Raw genomic sequence first — 17,183 nt, forward strand, 5'->3', positions numbered from 1 at the left:
CCACCACTCCGAGCGCCTCGACGGCGCCGACCCCGGCCACGCCGGCCACGCCGGCCGCGCCCGCCGCGCCGACCGCGGCCGAGGCGAACGCCTTCATCGCCGACACCGAGAAGCAGCTGGCGGAGATGAGCGAGTACGCCAGCCGCGTGTCGTGGGTGCGCAACACCTACATCACCTTCGACACCATGTGGCTCGAGAGCGACGTCAACGCCAAGTACACCGAGATGGGCGTGAAGCTGGCCAAGGAGGCCGCGCGCTTCAACGACGTCGACGTCGACCCGGTCGTCCGCCGCAAGCTCAACCTGCTGAAGCTGGGCCTGGTGGCCCCGGCCCCCGACAAGCCGGGCGCGGCCGACGAGCTGGCCCAGATCACCACCCGGATGGATTCGACCTACGCCACCGGCAAGTTCCAGTACCAGGGCAAGACCCTGACCCTGAACGACGCCGAGGACATCCTGGCCTCCTCGCGCGACCCGAACACCACCAAGGCGGTCTACGAAGGCTGGCGGACCATCTCGCCGGTGATGAAGCCCGACTACGCCCGCATGGTGGAAATCACCAACGAGGGCTCGCGCGACCTCGGCTACAAGGACACCGGCGCGCTCTGGCGCTCCGGCTACGACATGGACGCCGACGCCTTCGCGGCCGAGACCGACCGCTTGTGGGCCCAGGTCGAGCCGTTCTACCGCAACCTGCACTGCTACGTGCGTGCCCGCCTGAACGAGAAGTACGGCGACAAGGTGCAGCCGCGCACCGGCCCGATCCGCGCCGACCTGCTGGGCAACATGTGGTCGCAGCAGTGGGGCAACATCTATGATGTCGTCGCCCCCAAGCAGGGCGGCAAGTCGGCCTACAGCCTCGACAACCTGCTGGTGAAGGCCAAGTACGACCCGGTGAAGATGGTCAAGACCGGCGAGGGCTTCTACACCTCGCTGGGCCTGGCGCCGCTGCCGCAGACCTTCTGGGAGCGCTCGCAGATCACCCGTCCGCGCGACCGCGAGGTGGTGTGCCACGCCTCGGCCTGGAACCTCGACAACAAGGACGACGTGCGCATCAAGATGTGCACCAAGGTGAACGCCGAGGACTTCGCCACCATCCACCACGAGCTGGGCCACAACTTCTACCAGCGCGCCTACAAGGATCAGCCGTTCCTGTTCAAGAACGGGGCGAACGACGGCTTCCACGAGGCGATCGGCGACTTCATCGGCCTGTCGGCGACGACGCCCGAATACCTGGTGCAGATCGGCCTGCTGGATAAGGCGCCGGGGACCAGCGAGGACATCCCGTTCCTGCTCAAGACCGCGCTGGACAAGATCGCCTTCCTGCCGTTCGGCCTGATGGTCGACCGCTGGCGCTGGGGCGTGTTCGACGGCGAGATCACGCCGGACAACTACAACCCGGCCTGGAACGCGATGATGCTGAAGTACCAGGGCCTGGTGCCGCCGGGGCCGCGCCCCGCGGACGCCTTCGACCCGGGCGCGAAGTATCACGTGCCGGGCAACGTGCCCTACACCCGCTACTTCCTGTCCCACATCTACCAGTTCCAGTTCCAGCGCGCGGCCTGCAAGCAGGCCGGCTGGACCGGTCCGCTGCACCGCTGCTCGATCTACGGCAACAAGGAAGTGGGCGCCCGCTTCAACGCCATGATGGAGATGGGCCAGTCGCAGCCCTGGCAGGACGCCATGGCCGCCTTCACCGGCGAGCACGGCAACGACGCCTCGGCGGTGGCCGACTACTTCGCGCCGCTGAACGTGTGGCTGACCGAGCAGAACAAGAACGAGAAGTGCGGCTGGTAAGGTCGCGCCACGCCTGAGACCGCAAGGGGCCCGGAGCGATCCGGGCCCCTTTTGGTTTCCGGCGCTTTAGAATCACCGGTCGATTAACCGGTTCCGCTGGCGGTTCGTTTACCCGCCCCGGCTAGCCTCACCGACGGCGGAATGCGTCCGCCGGGCAAGCGATGGGGCGAGCGGATGCGCCGCAAGGCCGGTAAGCAAGACAGGAGGCCTCGACAACGGGGCTTGTTGAACCAGTTCCTGCGTCGTGACGACGGGGGCGTGGCGGTGATCTACGCCGTGTCGCTGATCCCGCTGTCGTTGCTGACCCTCACCGCCATCGACTTCCATCGCGCGTCCAGCGTGCGCCAGGCGCTGCAGGACTCGCTGGACGCCGCCGCCCTGGCGGTGGCCCGCTCCAACGCCACCGCGCCGGCCGACGTGAAGGCGCTGGGCGAGAAGGTGCTGCAGGCGAACCTGCAGCCGCTGAGCGACGCCACCCTGCAGAGCTTCGAGTTCAAGCCCAAGTCCGACGGCACCATCGTGGCCACCGCCACCGTCGCGGTGAAGCCGGTGATCACCAACCTGTTCACCGGCGAGCCGATGAAGGTCACCGCCTCGTCCGAGACGGTGCGGGCCAACTACAAGCTCGAAATCGCCCTGGTGCTCGACAACACCGGCTCGATGAGCTCGAACAACAAGCTCGGCACCCTGAAGGACGCCGCCACCAGCCTGGTCGACACCCTGGCCGCCGGCGCGGCCCGCAGCGTCGAGCCCGACGCGGTGCGCATCTCGCTGGTGCCGTTCTCGCAGACCGTGCGCGTGGCGACGAACTACCAGACCGCCGCCTGGATGAACCAGACCACCACCCAGACCGGCAACGACTACGCCCTGTCCGGCGCCGAGCGCTTCGCGAAGTTCCAGGCCATGAACATCGCCTGGGCCGGCTGCATGGAGAGCCGCCCTTACCCGTACGACGTGAAGGACGACGGCGCGTCCTCGAGCAACGCCGCGAGCATGTTCGTTCCCTATTTCGCCCCGGACGAACCGGGCGACGCCGGCGTGAGCAGTTGGAGCAACGGCTCGACCAGCTACGAGATCACCAACAGCTACCTGCCCGACGGCATCGCCCAGAAGGTCAACGGCAAGACCAACCCGGACTACAACGACTGGACCAAGCGCCAGAGCAACGTCGCCAAGTACGGGACCAGCGGGCTCAGCGTGACCTCGAGCCGGGGCCCGAACCAGGGCTGCGGCCTGGAGCCGATGACCCGGCTCAGCACCGACTACGCGGCCATCAAGGCCTCGATCAAGCGCATGACGGCGGTGGGCAACACCAACGTGCCGTTCGGCATGATCTGGGGCTGGCACACGCTCTCGCCCAACACCCCGTTCAGCGACGGCAAGCCCTACGGCACCGAGAAGCTGAAGAAGATCCTCATCGTCATGACCGACGGCGAGAACACCAACGACGACGCCAACAACCCGAACAACTCGTCGTACTCGGGCATCGGCTACCTGAAGCAGAACCGGATCGGCATCACCTCCGGCACGACCGCCCAGCGCCGGACCGCGATCGACAACCGCATGGCCGAGCTCTGCACCAACATGAAGGCCAAGGACATCACGGTCTACACCGTGGCGGTGCAGGTCGATCAGACGGCGGTGAACCTGCTGAAGGCGTGCGCGACGTCGGCCGACCACGCCTACGACGTGAAGAACGTGAGCGACATGAAGACGGCGTTCGACGCCATCGCCGGCTCGATCAGCAACCTGCGGATCGCCAAGTAGCCGGACGGCTCAGCGGGCTGGTCGCCCCTCCCCTCACCGGCGGCCGCCCGGGCCGGAGAGCGAAAGCTCTCCGGCCCTTTTCTTTTGGCCTCAGCCGTTGGCGAAGAACTTCAGGCCGACGATGCCGGCGACGATCAGGCCGATGCAGGTCAGGCGCGCGGCCGTGGCCGGCTCGTGGAACAACACCATGCCCAGGATGGCCGTGCCGACCGCGCCGATACCGGTCCAGGTCGCGTAGGCGGTGCCCAGCGGCAGGGTCTTCACCGCCCAGCCCAGCAGGCCCATCGACAGCACCAGGCTGATCCCGGTGCCCACCGTGGGCCAGAGTTTGGTGAAACCTTCGGTGTATTTCAGTCCGACGGCCCAGCCGATCTCGAACAGACCGGCCACGAAAAGGATCGCCCACGCCATGTGAAGCTCCTGCGGCGTGGCGGGGTCGTCCCCACCGATGTCTGGGAATTCCGGCGGGGTCGTCCCCGCGGGCGCGTGAAAACGCGCGGTCAGCAGGGTTCATATAAGGCGCCCGCCGCGAAGGTCCAGCCGCCCGGGCCTCGGGAAACATCCCGAGCCGCCTCGGTCCTCCACCCGATGCCGGGGGCGCGGGCGGTGCGGTAAGTCCGCGGGAGCACGGACGCGAAATCATGAAGGCGGAGTACGGCCTGTTCCTCAGCGCCTTCACCACCCTGCTGGCGCTGATCAATCCGCTCGAGGCGCTGTCGGTCTTCCTCGGACTGACCGCTGACGCCGACGAGAAGCGCCGCCGGCAGATCGCCCGACGCTCGTGCCTCTACGCCCTGCTCATGATGTTCTTCTTCCTGGCGTTCGGGACCGTGATCCTGAAGGTGTTCGGCGTGCCGCTGAGCATGGTGCGCATGGCCGGCGGCCTGATCCTGATCAAGATCGGCTTCCAGCTGTTCTCAGGGCCCGCCTCGGCGCTCGCCCCATCGTCGCCCGGCCAGGGGCCGGCGCACGTCAGCTTCGTGCCCATGGCCATGCCGATCATGTTCGGCCCGGGCGGCATCGCCACCATCATCGGCATGACCTCGCTGGCCCGGCAGGCGAGTTCCGAGATCGCCGCCTTCACGGCGCTGGCGGCGGCCATCCTGGCGACCATGGCGATCACCTACCTGTGCCTGGCGCGCGCCGAGCACATCCTCAAGCACATCGGCCCGCAGGGCGTCGACGCGGTCACGCGCATCATCGGCTTCTTCGTCGCCACCATGGGCATGGCGCTGCTGGTGCACGGCACGCTGGAGGCCTTCCATTTCGCGCCGGCGACGTGACCTCAGTCCGGCGCCTTCAGGGTCAGCACCACGATCTCGGGCGGCGCGCGGAAGCGCACGGGCAGGACGGACACGCCGACGCCGCCGGTGACGAAGATCTTGCGCCCGCCGTCGTCGTACAGGCCGCAGGCCCAGCGCTTGGCGCCGCGCGAGGCGTGCACCAGTCGCCCGACCACGGGGAAGTTCACCTGGCCGCAGTGGGTGTGCCCGGCGACCGTCAGGGCCACCCGCGGCGGCGCGGCGACGAACGGGTCGGGCCAATGGGTGGCGACGACGACCGGTTCGCCGTCGGCGACCGGCTCCAGGGCGTGCAGGTAGGACGGGCCGTCGCCTGGCCCATGCAGGTCGGTCAGTCCCGCGATCCAGTAGGCGCCGCCCGGGCGCGCCACCCGCCGCGCCTGGTTCTCCAGCACCGGGACGCCCGCCTGTTCGAGAGCTGCGGCGACCGCGCGGCCGTCGAACCAGCTGTCGTGGTTGCCGAGCACGGCGTAGACCCCGTCGCGCGCGCGCAAGCCTCCGAGCGCCGTGGCGCCCTCGAGGATCTCGGCGCGCTCGGCGGGCGGACGCAGGCCTGCCGGCTGATGCCCGCCGGCGTAGTCGCCGAGCAGCAGCACCACGTCCGGGCGTTCGGCGTTCATGCGCGCGACCAGCCGCCGGACGCGCGCCGGATCGACGTGCGGGGCGGCCACGTGGGTGTCGGAGATCAGGCCGACAGTGAGCGGCGACCCCGACCAGGTCGCGCTCTCCACCGTCACCCGCCGCACGACCAGGGTGTTCGGCTCGACCAGGAAGGCCCAGACGCCCAGGCCGTAGAGGGTGACGAACAGGGCGGTGAAGACGCTCAGGCCCGGCGTGGGACGCTTCCATCGCCCCCGCGCGCGCCATAGGGCGAGCAGGGCGACCGGGCCGAGCGCCGTGCCGGCCCAGGCCAAGATCATGAGCGCGTGCGCGCCGTCCATCCGATGTCCCCCGTCCCGTTCCCCACGGGTAGCGTGCGCACGGCCCAAGAAAAAGCCCGCCGCAGCGGGGCTGCGGCGGGCTCTTTGTTTTCAGTCCGGGCCGGTCAGGCTCAGACGCCGTACTCCGAGGCGTGCTCGGCCAGGATGGTCAGGCCCTGCGGCGTGACGTCGGCGAAGCCGCCCTGGATTTCGAACACCCGGCGCTCGGCGCCGTTCAGCACCACCACCTCGCCCAGGGCCAGGGTGGCCATGAACGGGGCGTGGCCGGCGAGCACGCCGAACTGGCCTTCCTGGCCCGGCGCGATCACCTGATCGACCTCGCCGGAGAAGACCTCGCGCTCCGGCGAGACGAGGGAGAAGTGCAGCTTGGCCACTTAGGCCTCCGCCGCGAGCTTTTCGGCCTTGGCGACCGCTTCTTCGATGGCGCCGACCATGTAGAACGCCGCTTCCGGCAGGTGGTCGTATTCGCCGTCGCAGATCGCCTTGAACGAGCGGATGGTGTCTTCCAGCGAGACGAACTTGCCGTCCTGACCGGTGAACTGCTCGGCCACGAAGAACGGCTGCGACAGGAAGCGCTGGATCTTGCGGGCGCGAGCCACGACCAGCTTGTCGTCTTCCGACAGCTCGTCCATGCCCAGGATCGCGATGATGTCCTTCAGCGCCTTGTACTGCTGCAGGATCTCCTGGACGCGACGGGCGACGGTGTAGTGCTCTTCACCGATGACCAGCGGGTCGAGGATCCGCGAGGTGGAGTCCAGCGGGTCCACGGCCGGGAAGATGGCCATGGCGGCGATGTCGCGCGACAGAACGGTGGTGGCGTCCAGGTGGGCGAACGAGGTCGCCGGGGCCGGGTCGGTCAGGTCGTCGGCCGGCACGTAGATGGCCTGCACCGAGGTGATCGAACCGCGCTTGGTCGAGGTGATGCGCTCCTGCAGGTTGCCCATCTCGGTGGCCAGGGTGGGCTGATAGCCCACGGCCGACGGGATGCGGCCCAGCAGAGCCGACACTTCCGAACCCGCCTGGGTGAAGCGGAAGATGTTGTCGATGAAGAGCAGCACGTCCTTGCCCTCTTCGTCGCGGAAGTATTCCGCCTGGGCCAGGCCGGTCAGGGCCACGCGGGCGCGGGCGCCCGGCGGTTCGTTCATCTGGCCGTAAACCAGGGCGCAGCGCGAGCCTTCGCCGCCGCCGGCCTTGTTCACGCCCGACTCGATCATCTCGTGATAGAGGTCGTTGCCTTCGCGGGTGCGCTCACCGACGCCGGCCAGAACGGAGTAACCGCCGTAGGCCTTCGCGATGTTGTTGATGAGCTCCTGCATGGTCACGGTCTTGCCCACGCCGGCGCCGCCGAACAGGCCGATCTTGCCGCCCTTGGTGTAGGGGCACAGCAGGTCGATGACCTTGATGCCGGTGACCAGGATCTCGGCCGAGGTCGACTGCTCGGCGAAGGACGGAGCCTCGCGGTGGATCGGGCGACGCTCGCTGGTGGCGATCGGGCCGGCTTCGTCGATCGGGTCGCCGACCACGTTCATGATGCGGCCGAGGGTGGCCGGGCCGACCGGGGCCAGGATCGACGAACCGGTGTCCACGACGTCCTGACCGCGGGTCAGGCCTTCGGTGGTGTCCATGGCGATGGTGCGGACCATGTTCTCACCCAGGTGCTGGGCGACTTCCAGCACCAGGCGGAACGGCTTGCCGGTCTTCTGGTCGACGTTGTCCGTCTCCAGGGCGTTCAGGATGCCCGGCAGGGCGCCGTCGAACTCGACGTCCACGACGGCGCCGATGACCTGCGCGATGCGGCCCTTCGAGGCCGTGATCTTTTCGTGCTTGCTCATTGCGGTGACTTTCGGGGTCAGGGTTTCGTCAGAGCGCTTCGGCGCCGGAGATGATCTCGATCAGCTCTTTGGTGATCTGAGCCTGGCGCGAGCGGTTGTACTGGAGCGTCAGGGCGCGGATCATGTCGCCGGCGTTACGCGTGGCGTTGTCCATCGCCTGCATCTGCGCGCCGTAGAAGCCGGCCTGGTTCTCGTACAGGGCCGAGAGGATCTGCACCGCGATGTTGCGCGGCAGCAGGGTTTCCAGGATCGCTTCTTCCGACGGCTCGTAGCTGTAGACCGCGCCGTTCAGGTCGGTGACCGGACCGCCGGCCTCGACCTCGGCCGGGATCAGCCGCTTGGCGGTCGGAACCTGGCTGATCACCGACTTGAAGCGGCTGTAGATCAGGGTGACGACGTCGGCGCGGCCTTCTTCGAACTCGCGCAGGACCACGTCGGCGATCGGCTGGGCCGCCGCGAGCGACAGGGTCTTGTGCGCCGACAGCTCGAAGCTCTCGACGAAGCGGTCGCCGTACTGGCGGCGCAGCAGGTCGCGGGCCTTGCGGCCGACCGCGACGATGCGGACGTCCTTGCCCTCGGCCAGCAGCGTCGCGATGCGCTCGCGCGCGGCACGGATCACGCCGGTGTTGAAGCCGCCGGCCAGGCCCTTGTCGGCCGTGGCGACGACGATCAGCTGCTTGTGGTCCGAACCGGTGCCGGCCAGCAGACGCGGGGCGTTGGGCCCCGCCACGCCGGCGGCCAGGTTCGCGATCACCGCCGCCATGCGGCGGGCGTAGGGGCGGGCGCTCTCGGCCTGCTCCTGCGCCCGCTTCAGCTTGGCGGCCGCAACCATCTGCATCGCTTTCGTGATCTTCTGCGTGGCTTTCACGCTTCCGATCCGATTGCGCATCTCCTTGAGGCTGGCCATCGCCGGCTACTCTCCTAAAGCCGCTCGGACGATCAGGCCGCGAAGGTGGCCGAGAACGATTCCAGGGCCGCCTTCAGGTCGGCTTCCAGTTCCGGCGACAGCGCCTTCTTGGTGCGGATGCCTTCCAGCAGAGCGGCGTGCGACGAGTGCAGCTTGGACAGGAACTCGCTCTCGAAGCGGCGGACCGCCGAGGTCGGGATCTTGTCCAGGTAGCCGCGGGTGCCGGCGTAGATCACGCAGACCTGCTCTTCGACCGACAGCGGCGAGAACTGCGGCTGCTTCAGCAGCTCGGTCAGGCGTTCGCCGCGGGCCAGCAGGCGCTGGGTCGAGGCGTCGAGGTCCGAACCGAACTTCGCGAAGGCGGCCATTTCGCGGTACTGCGCGAGCTCGCCCTTGATGGCGCCGGCCACCTGCTTCATCGCCTTGATCTGGGCCGAGGAGCCCACGCGCGACACCGAGATGCCGACGTTCACGGCCGGGCGGATGCCCTGGTAGAACAGGTCGGTTTCCAGGAAGATCTGGCCGTCGGTGATCGAGATCACGTTGGTCGGGATGTAGGCCGACACGTCGTTGGCCTGGGTTTCGATGATCGGCAGCGCGGTCATCGAGCCCGAACCAAAGTCCTCGTTCAGCTTCGCGGCGCGTTCCAGCAGGCGGCTGTGCAGGTAGAACACGTCGCCCGGGTAGGCTTCACGGCCCGGCGGACGGCGCAGCAGCAGCGACATCTGACGATAGGCGACGGCCTGCTTGGACAGGTCGTCGTAGATGATCAGGGCGTGCATGCCGTTGTCGCGGAACCACTCGGCCATGGCGCAGCCCGCGAAGGGCGCCAGGAACTGCAGCGGGGCCGGTTCGGAGGCGGTGGCCGACACCACGATGGTGTAGTCGAGCGCGCCGTTCTCCTCGAGCGTCTTCACAATCTGGGCGACGGTGGAGCGCTTCTGGCCGATGGCGACGTAGACGCAGTAGAGCTTCTGGCTCTCGTCCTTGCCGGCGTTGACGGCCTTCTGGTTCAGGATGGTGTCGATCGCGACGGCGGTCTTGCCGGTCTGACGGTCACCGATGATCAGCTCGCGCTGGCCGCGGCCGACCGGGATCAGGGTGTCGATCGCCTTCAGGCCGGTCTGCATCGGCTCGTGAACCGACTTGCGGGGGATGATGCCCGGAGCCTTCACGTCCACGCGGCGGCGCTCGGCGACGTCGGCCACCGGGCCCTTGCCGTCGATCGGCTCGCCCAGCGGGTTGACGACGCGGCCCAGCAGGCCCTTGCCGACCGGAACGTCCACGATTTCGCCGAGGCGGCGGCACTCGTCGCCTTCCTTGATGGCGCGGTCTTCGCCGAAGATCACGACGCCGACGTTGTCGCGCTCGAGGTTCAGGGCCATGCCCTTCACGCCGGCCTTCGGGAACTCGACCATCTCGCCGGCCTGGACCTTGTCCAGACCGTAGACGCGGGCGATGCCGTCACCGACGGACAGAACCGAACCGACGTCCGTGACGGCGGCTTCTTCGCCGAAGCTGGCGATTTGCGACTTCAGGATCGCCGAGATCTCGGCGGCGCGGATGTCCATGGTCTTACGCTCTCTTCAGGGCGAATTTCAGGGAGTCGAGTTTGGTCTTCAGCGAGGCGTCGAACAGGCGCGAGCCGACGCGCACCTTCAGGCCGCCGAGAATGGCGGGATCGACCGTCGCGGTCAGTTCGGGGTCGGCGCCCAGCGTCGTGCGCAGGGCGGCCTTCACGCCGTCCAGCTGCTTGGCGGTCAGCTTGATGGCCGACACCACTTCCGCGGCGACCACGCCGCGGTGCTTGTCGTAGCGGCGCTCGAAGGCGGCGATCGCGGCCGGCAGCGCGTCAGCGCGGCGGTTGTGCGACAGCAGGCCCAGGAACTTCTTGGTCACCGGCTTGAACTTGGCCTTGTCGGCGATCGCCGAGAGGGCCTTGCCCTTGTCCTCGGACGAGTAGGCCGGCGAGGCCAGCAGGCGGCGCAGGTCGGCGCTTTCGGCGCGCATCGCCTTCAGCGCCTGGAGGTCGGCGCGAACGGCGTCGAGCGCCTTGGAGTCGAGCGCCAGGTCGAACAGAGCGTGCGCGTAACGCTCGGCGACTTCGCTCTCTTTGAAATCGTCAGCCACTTGGGTCCGCCCGGATAGGGTTTCGGTGCGCCGCCGCGGCGAAGGCCACGACGACTAAAGGCTTGAAGCGCTTGGAAAAGCACGCACGGCGAGGTCCGCTTGGAACCCCTTCGTTCGAAGCCGGGCGCCTGATAGCACGGGCGTTTCGCAGTCGCAACCGACACGGCCGCGACGAAACGGTCTGCGAAGGCCGGTCCTTGAACTGGTTCGCCCTACTTCCTTTATGGACAAGCTTTAGACGACCAGGACCGCTGCCGGATGACCGACATCGCCGCCCTCCTCGCCGACCCCGCCGCCTGGCTCGCCCTCGTGACCCTGGTGGTCATGGAGGTGGTGCTGGGCATCGACAACCTGATTTTCATCTCGATCCTGTCGAACAAGCTGCCCGAGCACCAGCGCTCGAAGGTGCGCCGGCTGGGCATCAGCCTGGCCCTGATCATGCGCCTGGTGCTGCTGTCCTCGATCAGCTGGCTGGTGGGGCTGAAGGAGCCGGTGTTCTCCCTGCCCTGGGGACCGGCCGTCGGCGACCACGCCGGCTACGACCTGCAGTTCTCCTGGCGCGACCTGATCCTGATCGCCGGCGGCCTGTTCCTGCTGTGGAAGGCCACCAAGGAGATCCACCACAGCGTCGATCCGCGGCCCAGCCACGAACTGCTGGACAAGAAGGACGTGATGATCACCAACGCCGGCGCGGCGATCTTCCAGATCATCCTGCTGGACCTGGTGTTCTCGGTCGACTCGATCCTGACCGCGGTCGGCATGACCGACCACCTGCCGATCATGGTGGTGGCGGTGATCGCGGCGGTGACGGTGATGCTGGTGGCGGCCGATCCGCTGGCGAACTTCATCAACAAGAACCCCAGCGTGGTGATGCTGGCGCTCGGCTTCCTGCTGATGATCGGCATGGTGCTGATCGCCGACGGCTTCGGCGTGCACGTGCCCAAGGGCTACATCTACACCGCCATGGCCTTCTCGGCCGGGGTCGAGGGCCTGAACCTGCTGGTCCGGCGAAAGTCGGCGAAGCGCGAAGCGGACGGCCACACCCGGCACTGAACACGCGCCCCTTCTCCCCTTGCGGGAGAAGGTGGCCTGCGAAGCAGGCCGGATGAGGGGTGCGAGCGCCGAGGTTTCAGGACAAGGGATAGGCGCGCCACGCTTTGAAGCGTCGCGCCGACACCCCTCATCCGACGCGCTCCGCGCGCCACCTTCTCCCGCAAGGGGAGAAGGAAGGGGTTACTGGTAGCTCTCGCCCAGATAGACCCGGCGCACTTCCGGATTGTCGACGATCTCGTCGGGCGTGCCCTCGAACAGCACCTCGCCGGCGTGGATGATCGAGGCGCGGTCGATGATGTCCAGCGTCTCGCGCACGTTGTGATCGGTGATCAGCACGCCGATGCCGCGGCCCTTCAGATAGCCGATCACCTCGCGGATGTCGGCGATGGCCAGCGGGTCGATGCCGGCGAACGGCTCGTCCAGCAGCATGAAGGACGGTTCCGAGGCCAGGGCGCGGGCGATCTCGACGCGACGACGCTCGCCGCCCGACAGCGAGATGGCCGGCGAGGAGCGCAGGTGCGAGATCCGCAGTTCGTCCAGCAGGCCCTTCACCCGTTCCTTCGCCTTGGTCTGGTCGCGCTCGTGGAGCTCGACCACGGACATGACGTTCTCCTCGACGCTCATGCCGCGGAAGATCGAGGCTTCCTGCGGCAGGTAGCCGATGCCCAGGCGCGCGCGCTGGTACATGGGCTGGGAGGTGACGTCTTCCTTGTCCAGGTAGATCGAGCCGTAGTCCGGCTGGATCAGCCCGGTGATCATGTAGAAGCAGGTGGTCTTGCCCGCGCCGTTGGGGCCGAGCAGGCCGGCCACCTCGCCGCGTTCCAGACGCAGGCTGACGGTCTTGACCACGGCGCGGCCGCGGAACGACTTGCCGATCTGGTCGACGCAGATGCCGTCGCACAAACGGTCCGCCGGAGTGGCGGCGTCACGGCCTACGAACTCGCCCTTGGTGGCCACGCGCTCAGACTCTTTCCACAGGGGTTTGAGCATTCCGGCGACACTCACCGGCCGGCGCCGTCAGACTTCTTCGGATAGAACACGCCGCGCACCCGCTCGCCCGGACCGCCGCCGGGGCCGGCGTCCATGGTGGAGCGCCCGGCGCCCACCTGGATGGTCAGCGTGTCGCCGCGCAGCACGTTCTCACCCTGGGCCACGACCACGTCGCCGGTGATGACGATGGTGTCGCTGGCCGCCGTATAAACGCCCTTCTCGCCCCGAGCGACCTGCTCGGGCGTGACGAAATAGACGTTGCCGACCGCTTCAATGCGGTCGATGTCGCCCCAGCCGGTGCCCGGCGCGGCGTTCTCGGCCCGCGGACCGGTACCCGGCCCGTAGTAGATGTTGATGGCGTCGGCGCGCAGGCGGTTGTTGCCCTGCAGGGCCTCGACCCGGCCCTTCCAGGCGACCATGCGCTGGGCGTCGACCACTTCCATGTTGTCGCCGGAGATGTCGATCGGATCGCCCCGGTTGGTGGAAATCTGGGCCTGCGCCCCACCGACGCACAGGGTGAGCGCCACGCCAAAAGCCGCTGCTAAACGCTTCATCGGGGTCCCCCGTTTCCAGCGGCCGGTCGGCCGCGCTGTTCAAGCCGGGCGCGCACACCGCCCTTGAACACCACCCGTGCGCCCTGATCGTAAATGGCATAGGACGAAGCGCTGATCTGTCCAAGGGGGCCTTGGCCTTGGATCGGCGCATTTCCGCTGATCACTCCCGAACGGGTGTCGATCTTGGCCTCGCCCGTCTTGAAGTGGAAGCCGGAGCCGGCGTCCTTCACCTGAACGTCCCCGGTCAGGCGCACCGACCGGTTCTTCTCGTCGTAATAGCCTTTTTGCGCGGTCAGCTCGGTCGGTTTGCCGGCCATGTTGCCCAGCCGCAGCATCGGATCGTCGAGGCGGATCTGTTCGCCGCCGCCGCGCTGGGCCTCGCGCGCGCCCAGCACGTAGGCGCGGCCTTTGTCGTCCTGGCCGTAGAAGCGCGGATTAACCATGCGCACGACGTTGTCGCGCACCCGCAGGCTTTCCAGGCTCAGCAGCACCTGCTTGATGCCGACCCAGCCCAGGAGCGCGATCAGGGTCGCCGCTATCCCCGCCGGCAGGGCCTTGCGGAAGAAGTGGATCAGCTGCGAACGCCGGCGCCACGCGTGCATCGCGCGGTGGACGCGTTCAGCGTCCTCCTGGCGATCGTCGAGCGGCGGCAGCGGTTCGGTCACAGCGTCACGCGTGGGCGAAGATGTCGACGTCCTCCCACCCGGCGAGATCCAGGCGGGCGCGGACAGGGAGGAAATCGAAACAGGCCTGGGCCAGTTCGGCGCGGCCTTCGCGCGCGAGCATGACGTCCAGACGGGCGCGCAGGGCGTGCAGGTGCAGCACGTCGGAGGCGGCGTAGGTCACCTGGTCCTGGCTGAGCTGGCCGGCGCCCCAGTCGGAGCTCTGCTGGGTCTTCGAGATCTCGATGCCGAGCAGCTCGCGGGTCACGTCCTTCAGGCCGTGCCGGTCGGTGTAGGTGCGCGCCAGCTTCGAGGCGATCTTGGTGCAGTAGACCGGCGCCGTGGTCACGCCCAGGTGCAGGGCGAACATGGCGATGTCGAAGCGGCCGTAATGAAAAATCTTCAGGACCGACGGATCGGACAGCAGGCGCTTCAGGTTGGGAGCGTCGTAGTCCGGACGGTTCAGTCGCACGACATGCGCGTCGCCGTCGCCGCTCGACAGCTGGACCACGCAGAGCGGGTCGCGTCGAAAGCGAAGGCCCATGGTCTCGCTATCGATCGCCACCACCGGACCGAGGTCCAGACCGGAGGGCAAGTCGCCGTCGTGCAGATAGGTCGTCACGAGAACCTCGATACACGAAAGCGCCGGTCGAGACGACACGGCGCTTTGCAGAAATTCTGAGAAAGGGGTGGTGCCCAGGAGAGGACTCGAACCTCCACGGCTGTTAAGCCACTGGCACCTGAAGCCAGCGCGTCTACCAATTCCGCCACCTGGGCATCGACCGCGCCCCGAGGGGCCGTCGAAGAGGCGGGACTGATAGTCTGCCGACTCGCGGCGGTCAACAGGGCTTTTCAAGGTTTTCGCATCGACGTTGCGGGCGGAGGCGCCTTCGTCTATCCGGAGCGCGATTTTGGCGCTTTGCGCGCCCAGGGAGCGTAGGATGACGGGGCTGACGAGGTCCGAACTGGTGACCGTGTTCGGCGGGTCGGGTTTCATCGGGACCCAGGTCGTGCGGGCGCTGGCCCAGCGCGGCTGGCGCGTCCGCGTGGCGGTGCGCAATCCGAACCGGGCCTACAAGCTGCAGACCGCCGGACGGGTCGGCCAGATCCAGATCGTCCAGGCCAATGTCGGCGTGCCCGACAGCGTCGACGCCGCGCTTGAAGGCGCCAGCGCCTGCGTGAACCTGGTCGGCCTTCTGTATGAGACCGGCTCGCGCAAGTTCCAGACCGTCCACGTCGAAGGTGCGCGCAACGTCGCCGAAGCCTGCGCCGCGCACGGCATCGAGGACCTGGTGCACATGTCGGCCCTGGGCGCCGATCCGGATTCGTCGTCGATCTACGCCCGCACCAAGGGCGACGGCGAGCAGGCCGTCCGCCGGGTGATCCCCGGCGCGACCATCTTCCGCCCGTCGGTGGTGTTCGGGCCGGAGGACAACTTCTTCAACAAGTTCGCGTCGATGGCGGTGATGGCGCCGGCCCTGCCGCTGCCGGGCGGCGGCAAGACCCGCTTCCAGCCGGTCTATGTCGGCGACGTGGCCGAGGCGATCGCCCAGGCGGTGGACGACCGCGCCTGCGCCGGCAAGACCTACGAGCTGGCCGGCCCGGTCACCTACACCTTCAAGGAGCTGATGCAGATCGTGCTGGACGAGACGCATCGCCGGCGTCTGCTGCTGCCGATCCCCTACGCGGCCGCCAGCCTGATGGGCCTGGCCGGCAACATCCAGGCGGTGCTGCAGCCGTTCGCGCCGGCGCCGGTGATCACCTCCGACCAGGTGCTGCTGCTGCAGCGCGACAACGTCGTGTCGGGCGCCTTCCCGGGCCTGCGTGAGCTGCAGATCACCCCGAACGCGCTGGAAGCGATCGTGCCGACCTATCTGTGGCGCTATCGCAAGGGCGGCCAGTTCGCCCAGCCGACCGTCGCCTAAAAGAAAAGTGGGCGGCTCAGGCCGCCCACACCCCCGTCCCGATCAGCGCCAGGCCGACGAGGCCGACCAGGATCCGCCACCAGGCGAAGGGCGCGAAGCCGTGCTTGGCGACGAAGTCCAGCATGGTGCGGACCACGAAGGCGCCGCTGACGAACGACACCACGAAACCGATGGCGATAAGGCTGGTGAAGTCCGCGTCGAACGCGTCGCGGTGCTTGTAAAAGTCGTAGACGAACGCGCCCATCATGGTCGGGATGGCCAGGAAGAACGAGAATTCCGCGGCCGCGCGCTTGTCGAGGCCCAGCGCCATGCCGCCCACGATGGTCGCGCCCGAGCGCGACACGCCCGGCACCATGGCCAGACACTGGAACAGGCCCACGCCCAGCGACGTGCCAAGCCCCACGTGCATGGCGTCCTCGGTGCGCGGCTTCGGCGCGAAGCGCTCCAGCACCAGCAGCACCAGGCCGCCGACGATCAGCGCGATGCAGATCACCATCGGGCTTTCGAACAGCACCGCCTTGATGAAGTCGTAGAGGAAGACGCCGGCCACCACCGAGGGGATGAAGGCGATCGTCACGCTCAGCACGAACTTGCGGGCCTGCGGATCGGTGGGCAGGCGGATCAGCACGTTCCACAGCCGGCTGAAGTAGAGCGCCACCACCGCCAGGATCGCGCCCAGCTGGATCATCACGATGAAGGTGTCCCACTTGGCGTCGGTCAGGCCGAGGGCCTGCTTGGCCAGAAGCAGGTGACCGGTCGAGGACACGGGGATGAACTCGGTCAGACCCTCGATCAGTCCGAGGATCACGGCGTTCAGCCAGTCGGCCATGCGTTCAAACCCCTATACGCAAAGAAATTCAGGCCGACTCAGGAACGGTCAGGCTCGTTTCCGACATAGCGCAGTCTGGTGCGGATCGGCGCCCCTGCGGCGATCTGCTCGAGGGCGTGGGCGGTGAAGCCCACGGTCCGGCCGATCGCATAGAGGGTGAAGGCGCCGTCCTTGGGCAGGTCCAGCTGCCGGCCGATCAGGGCCAGGGCCATGTCGAAGTTGGGGGCCTGGCCGGTCAGGCCCTCGCCCACGCGGATCACGTCGTTCAGCTCTTCCGGCAGGGTGGCGGCGGCCAGCAGGGCCTTGGCGCGCGGATCGCCGTCCGGATGCAGCGGGTGGCCGAAGCCCGGAATTTCCAGCCCCTGGGCCAGGCGCTGGCGGGCGGCGGCGCGCGCGTCGGCGCCGCGACGGGCCTCGGCCACGAAGCCGGTGGCCAGGGCCAGCTTGCCCGCAAAGCGCGGGCCGGACAGGGCCGCGACGCCGGACAGGGCGCAGG

General features: G+C 68.0%; 18 protein-coding genes and 1 tRNA gene. 5 read left to right on the top strand and 14 right to left on the bottom strand.

The features are described 5' to 3' along the window. Together G3573_RS11465 and G3573_RS11470 are read left to right on the top strand one after the other, a co-directional pair. Positions 1 to 1,796, top strand: a 1,796-nt coding sequence (locus G3573_RS11465; RefSeq protein ID WP_163261225.1) for a M2 family metallopeptidase, incomplete at its 5' end; no start/stop codon positions are given. 225 nt (positions 1,797 to 2,021) lie between these two features. Next, positions 2,022 to 3,563 (top strand): pilus assembly protein, encoded by a 1,542-nt coding sequence (locus tag G3573_RS11470; protein ID WP_163261226.1) that lies wholly within the window; start codon positions 2,022 to 2,024, stop codon positions 3,561 to 3,563. Positions 3,564 to 3,653: 90 nt separating this feature from the next. Here the strand turns inward: G3573_RS11470 and sugE are convergent, their stop codons facing one another. Then, positions 3,654 to 3,974: a quaternary ammonium compound efflux SMR transporter SugE gene (gene sugE, locus G3573_RS11475; RefSeq protein WP_163261227.1), complete on the bottom strand. Its 321-nt coding sequence runs from the start codon at positions 3,972 to 3,974 to the stop codon at positions 3,654 to 3,656. A gap of 230 nt (positions 3,975 to 4,204) precedes the next feature. On the opposite strand from sugE, the gene G3573_RS11480 reads away from it, so the two are divergent. After that, positions 4,205 to 4,846, top strand: coding sequence for a MarC family protein (locus G3573_RS11480; RefSeq protein ID WP_163261228.1), 642 nt, complete (start codon positions 4,205 to 4,207; stop codon positions 4,844 to 4,846). 2 nt (positions 4,847 to 4,848) lie between these two features. On the opposite strand, the gene G3573_RS11485 is transcribed toward G3573_RS11480, so the two are convergent. The 6 genes from G3573_RS11485 to G3573_RS11510 form a co-directional block, all read right to left on the bottom strand. Beyond that, a complete protein-coding gene (locus G3573_RS11485; protein ID WP_163261229.1) occupies positions 4,849 to 5,805 on the bottom strand; it encodes a metallophosphoesterase in 957 nt (318 codons plus the stop codon). A gap of 110 nt (positions 5,806 to 5,915) precedes the next feature. Then, a complete protein-coding gene (locus tag G3573_RS11490; RefSeq protein ID WP_163261230.1) occupies positions 5,916 to 6,179 on the bottom strand; it encodes an ATP synthase F1 subunit epsilon in 264 nt (87 codons plus the stop codon). Next, positions 6,180 to 7,637 carry a F0F1 ATP synthase subunit beta gene (gene atpD / locus G3573_RS11495; RefSeq protein WP_163261231.1) on the bottom strand — a complete coding sequence of 486 codons (1,458 nt, stop codon included), beginning with the start codon at positions 7,635 to 7,637 and terminating at the stop codon, positions 6,180 to 6,182. Between the two features lie 28 nt (positions 7,638 to 7,665). Continuing rightward, a complete protein-coding gene (locus tag G3573_RS11500) occupies positions 7,666 to 8,544 on the bottom strand; it encodes a F0F1 ATP synthase subunit gamma (protein ID WP_163261232.1) in 879 nt (292 codons plus the stop codon). Positions 8,545 to 8,576: 32 nt separating this feature from the next. Further along, positions 8,577 to 10,115, bottom strand: coding sequence for a F0F1 ATP synthase subunit alpha (atpA, locus tag G3573_RS11505; RefSeq protein ID WP_163261233.1), 1,539 nt, complete (start codon positions 10,113 to 10,115; stop codon positions 8,577 to 8,579). Between the two features lie 4 nt (positions 10,116 to 10,119). After that, a complete protein-coding gene (locus tag G3573_RS11510) occupies positions 10,120 to 10,674 on the bottom strand; it encodes a F0F1 ATP synthase subunit delta (RefSeq protein ID WP_163261234.1) in 555 nt (184 codons plus the stop codon). Positions 10,675 to 10,932: 258 nt separating this feature from the next. Here G3573_RS11510 and G3573_RS11515 point away from each other — a divergent pair, with 258 nt between their 5' ends. Further along, on the top strand, positions 10,933 to 11,727 hold the full coding sequence (locus tag G3573_RS11515) for a TerC family protein (protein ID WP_163261235.1): 795 nt from the start codon (positions 10,933 to 10,935) through the stop codon (positions 11,725 to 11,727). A gap of 180 nt (positions 11,728 to 11,907) precedes the next feature. On the opposite strand, the gene lptB is transcribed toward G3573_RS11515, so the two are convergent. From lptB to G3573_RS11540, 5 genes are all read right to left on the bottom strand, one after another. Continuing rightward, a complete protein-coding gene (lptB, locus tag G3573_RS11520) occupies positions 11,908 to 12,630 on the bottom strand; it encodes an LPS export ABC transporter ATP-binding protein (RefSeq protein ID WP_240454641.1) in 723 nt (240 codons plus the stop codon). A gap of 98 nt (positions 12,631 to 12,728) precedes the next feature. Then, positions 12,729 to 13,271: an LptA/OstA family protein gene (locus G3573_RS11525; RefSeq protein ID WP_163261237.1), complete on the bottom strand. Its 543-nt coding sequence runs from the start codon at positions 13,269 to 13,271 to the stop codon at positions 12,729 to 12,731. Then, positions 13,268 to 13,936 (bottom strand): LPS export ABC transporter periplasmic protein LptC, encoded by a 669-nt coding sequence (gene lptC / locus G3573_RS11530; protein WP_163261238.1) that lies wholly within the window; start codon positions 13,934 to 13,936, stop codon positions 13,268 to 13,270. The genes G3573_RS11525 and lptC overlap by 4 nt, the downstream gene beginning before the upstream one ends. Before the next feature lie 4 nt (positions 13,937 to 13,940). Next, positions 13,941 to 14,555 carry a ribonuclease D gene (locus tag G3573_RS11535; RefSeq protein ID WP_163261239.1) on the bottom strand — a complete coding sequence of 205 codons (615 nt, stop codon included), beginning with the start codon at positions 14,553 to 14,555 and terminating at the stop codon, positions 13,941 to 13,943. 68 nt (positions 14,556 to 14,623) lie between these two features. Beyond that, positions 14,624 to 14,710: transfer RNA gene (locus G3573_RS11540), tRNA-Leu, on the bottom strand. 164 nt (positions 14,711 to 14,874) lie between these two features. Here G3573_RS11540 and G3573_RS11545 point away from each other — a divergent pair. Next, the gene (locus G3573_RS11545) at positions 14,875 to 15,858 is read left to right on the top strand and encodes a complex I NDUFA9 subunit family protein (protein ID WP_163261240.1); all 984 of its coding nucleotides are present in this window, start codon (positions 14,875 to 14,877) and stop codon (positions 15,856 to 15,858) included. A gap of 16 nt (positions 15,859 to 15,874) precedes the next feature. Here G3573_RS11545 and G3573_RS11550 read toward each other — a convergent pair whose 3' ends face one another. Both G3573_RS11550 and G3573_RS11555 read right to left on the bottom strand, forming a co-directional pair. Next, positions 15,875 to 16,687: an undecaprenyl-diphosphate phosphatase gene (locus G3573_RS11550; RefSeq protein WP_163261241.1), complete on the bottom strand. Its 813-nt coding sequence runs from the start codon at positions 16,685 to 16,687 to the stop codon at positions 15,875 to 15,877. 38 nt (positions 16,688 to 16,725) lie between these two features. After that, a partial coding sequence (locus G3573_RS11555) for a citrate/2-methylcitrate synthase (RefSeq protein ID WP_276208718.1) occupies positions 16,726 to 17,183 on the bottom strand: 458 nt, incomplete at its 5' end.

This window comes from Caulobacter sp. 17J65-9 (assembly GCF_010975005.1).
Taxonomy (GTDB): domain Bacteria; phylum Pseudomonadota; class Alphaproteobacteria; order Caulobacterales; family Caulobacteraceae; genus 17J80-11.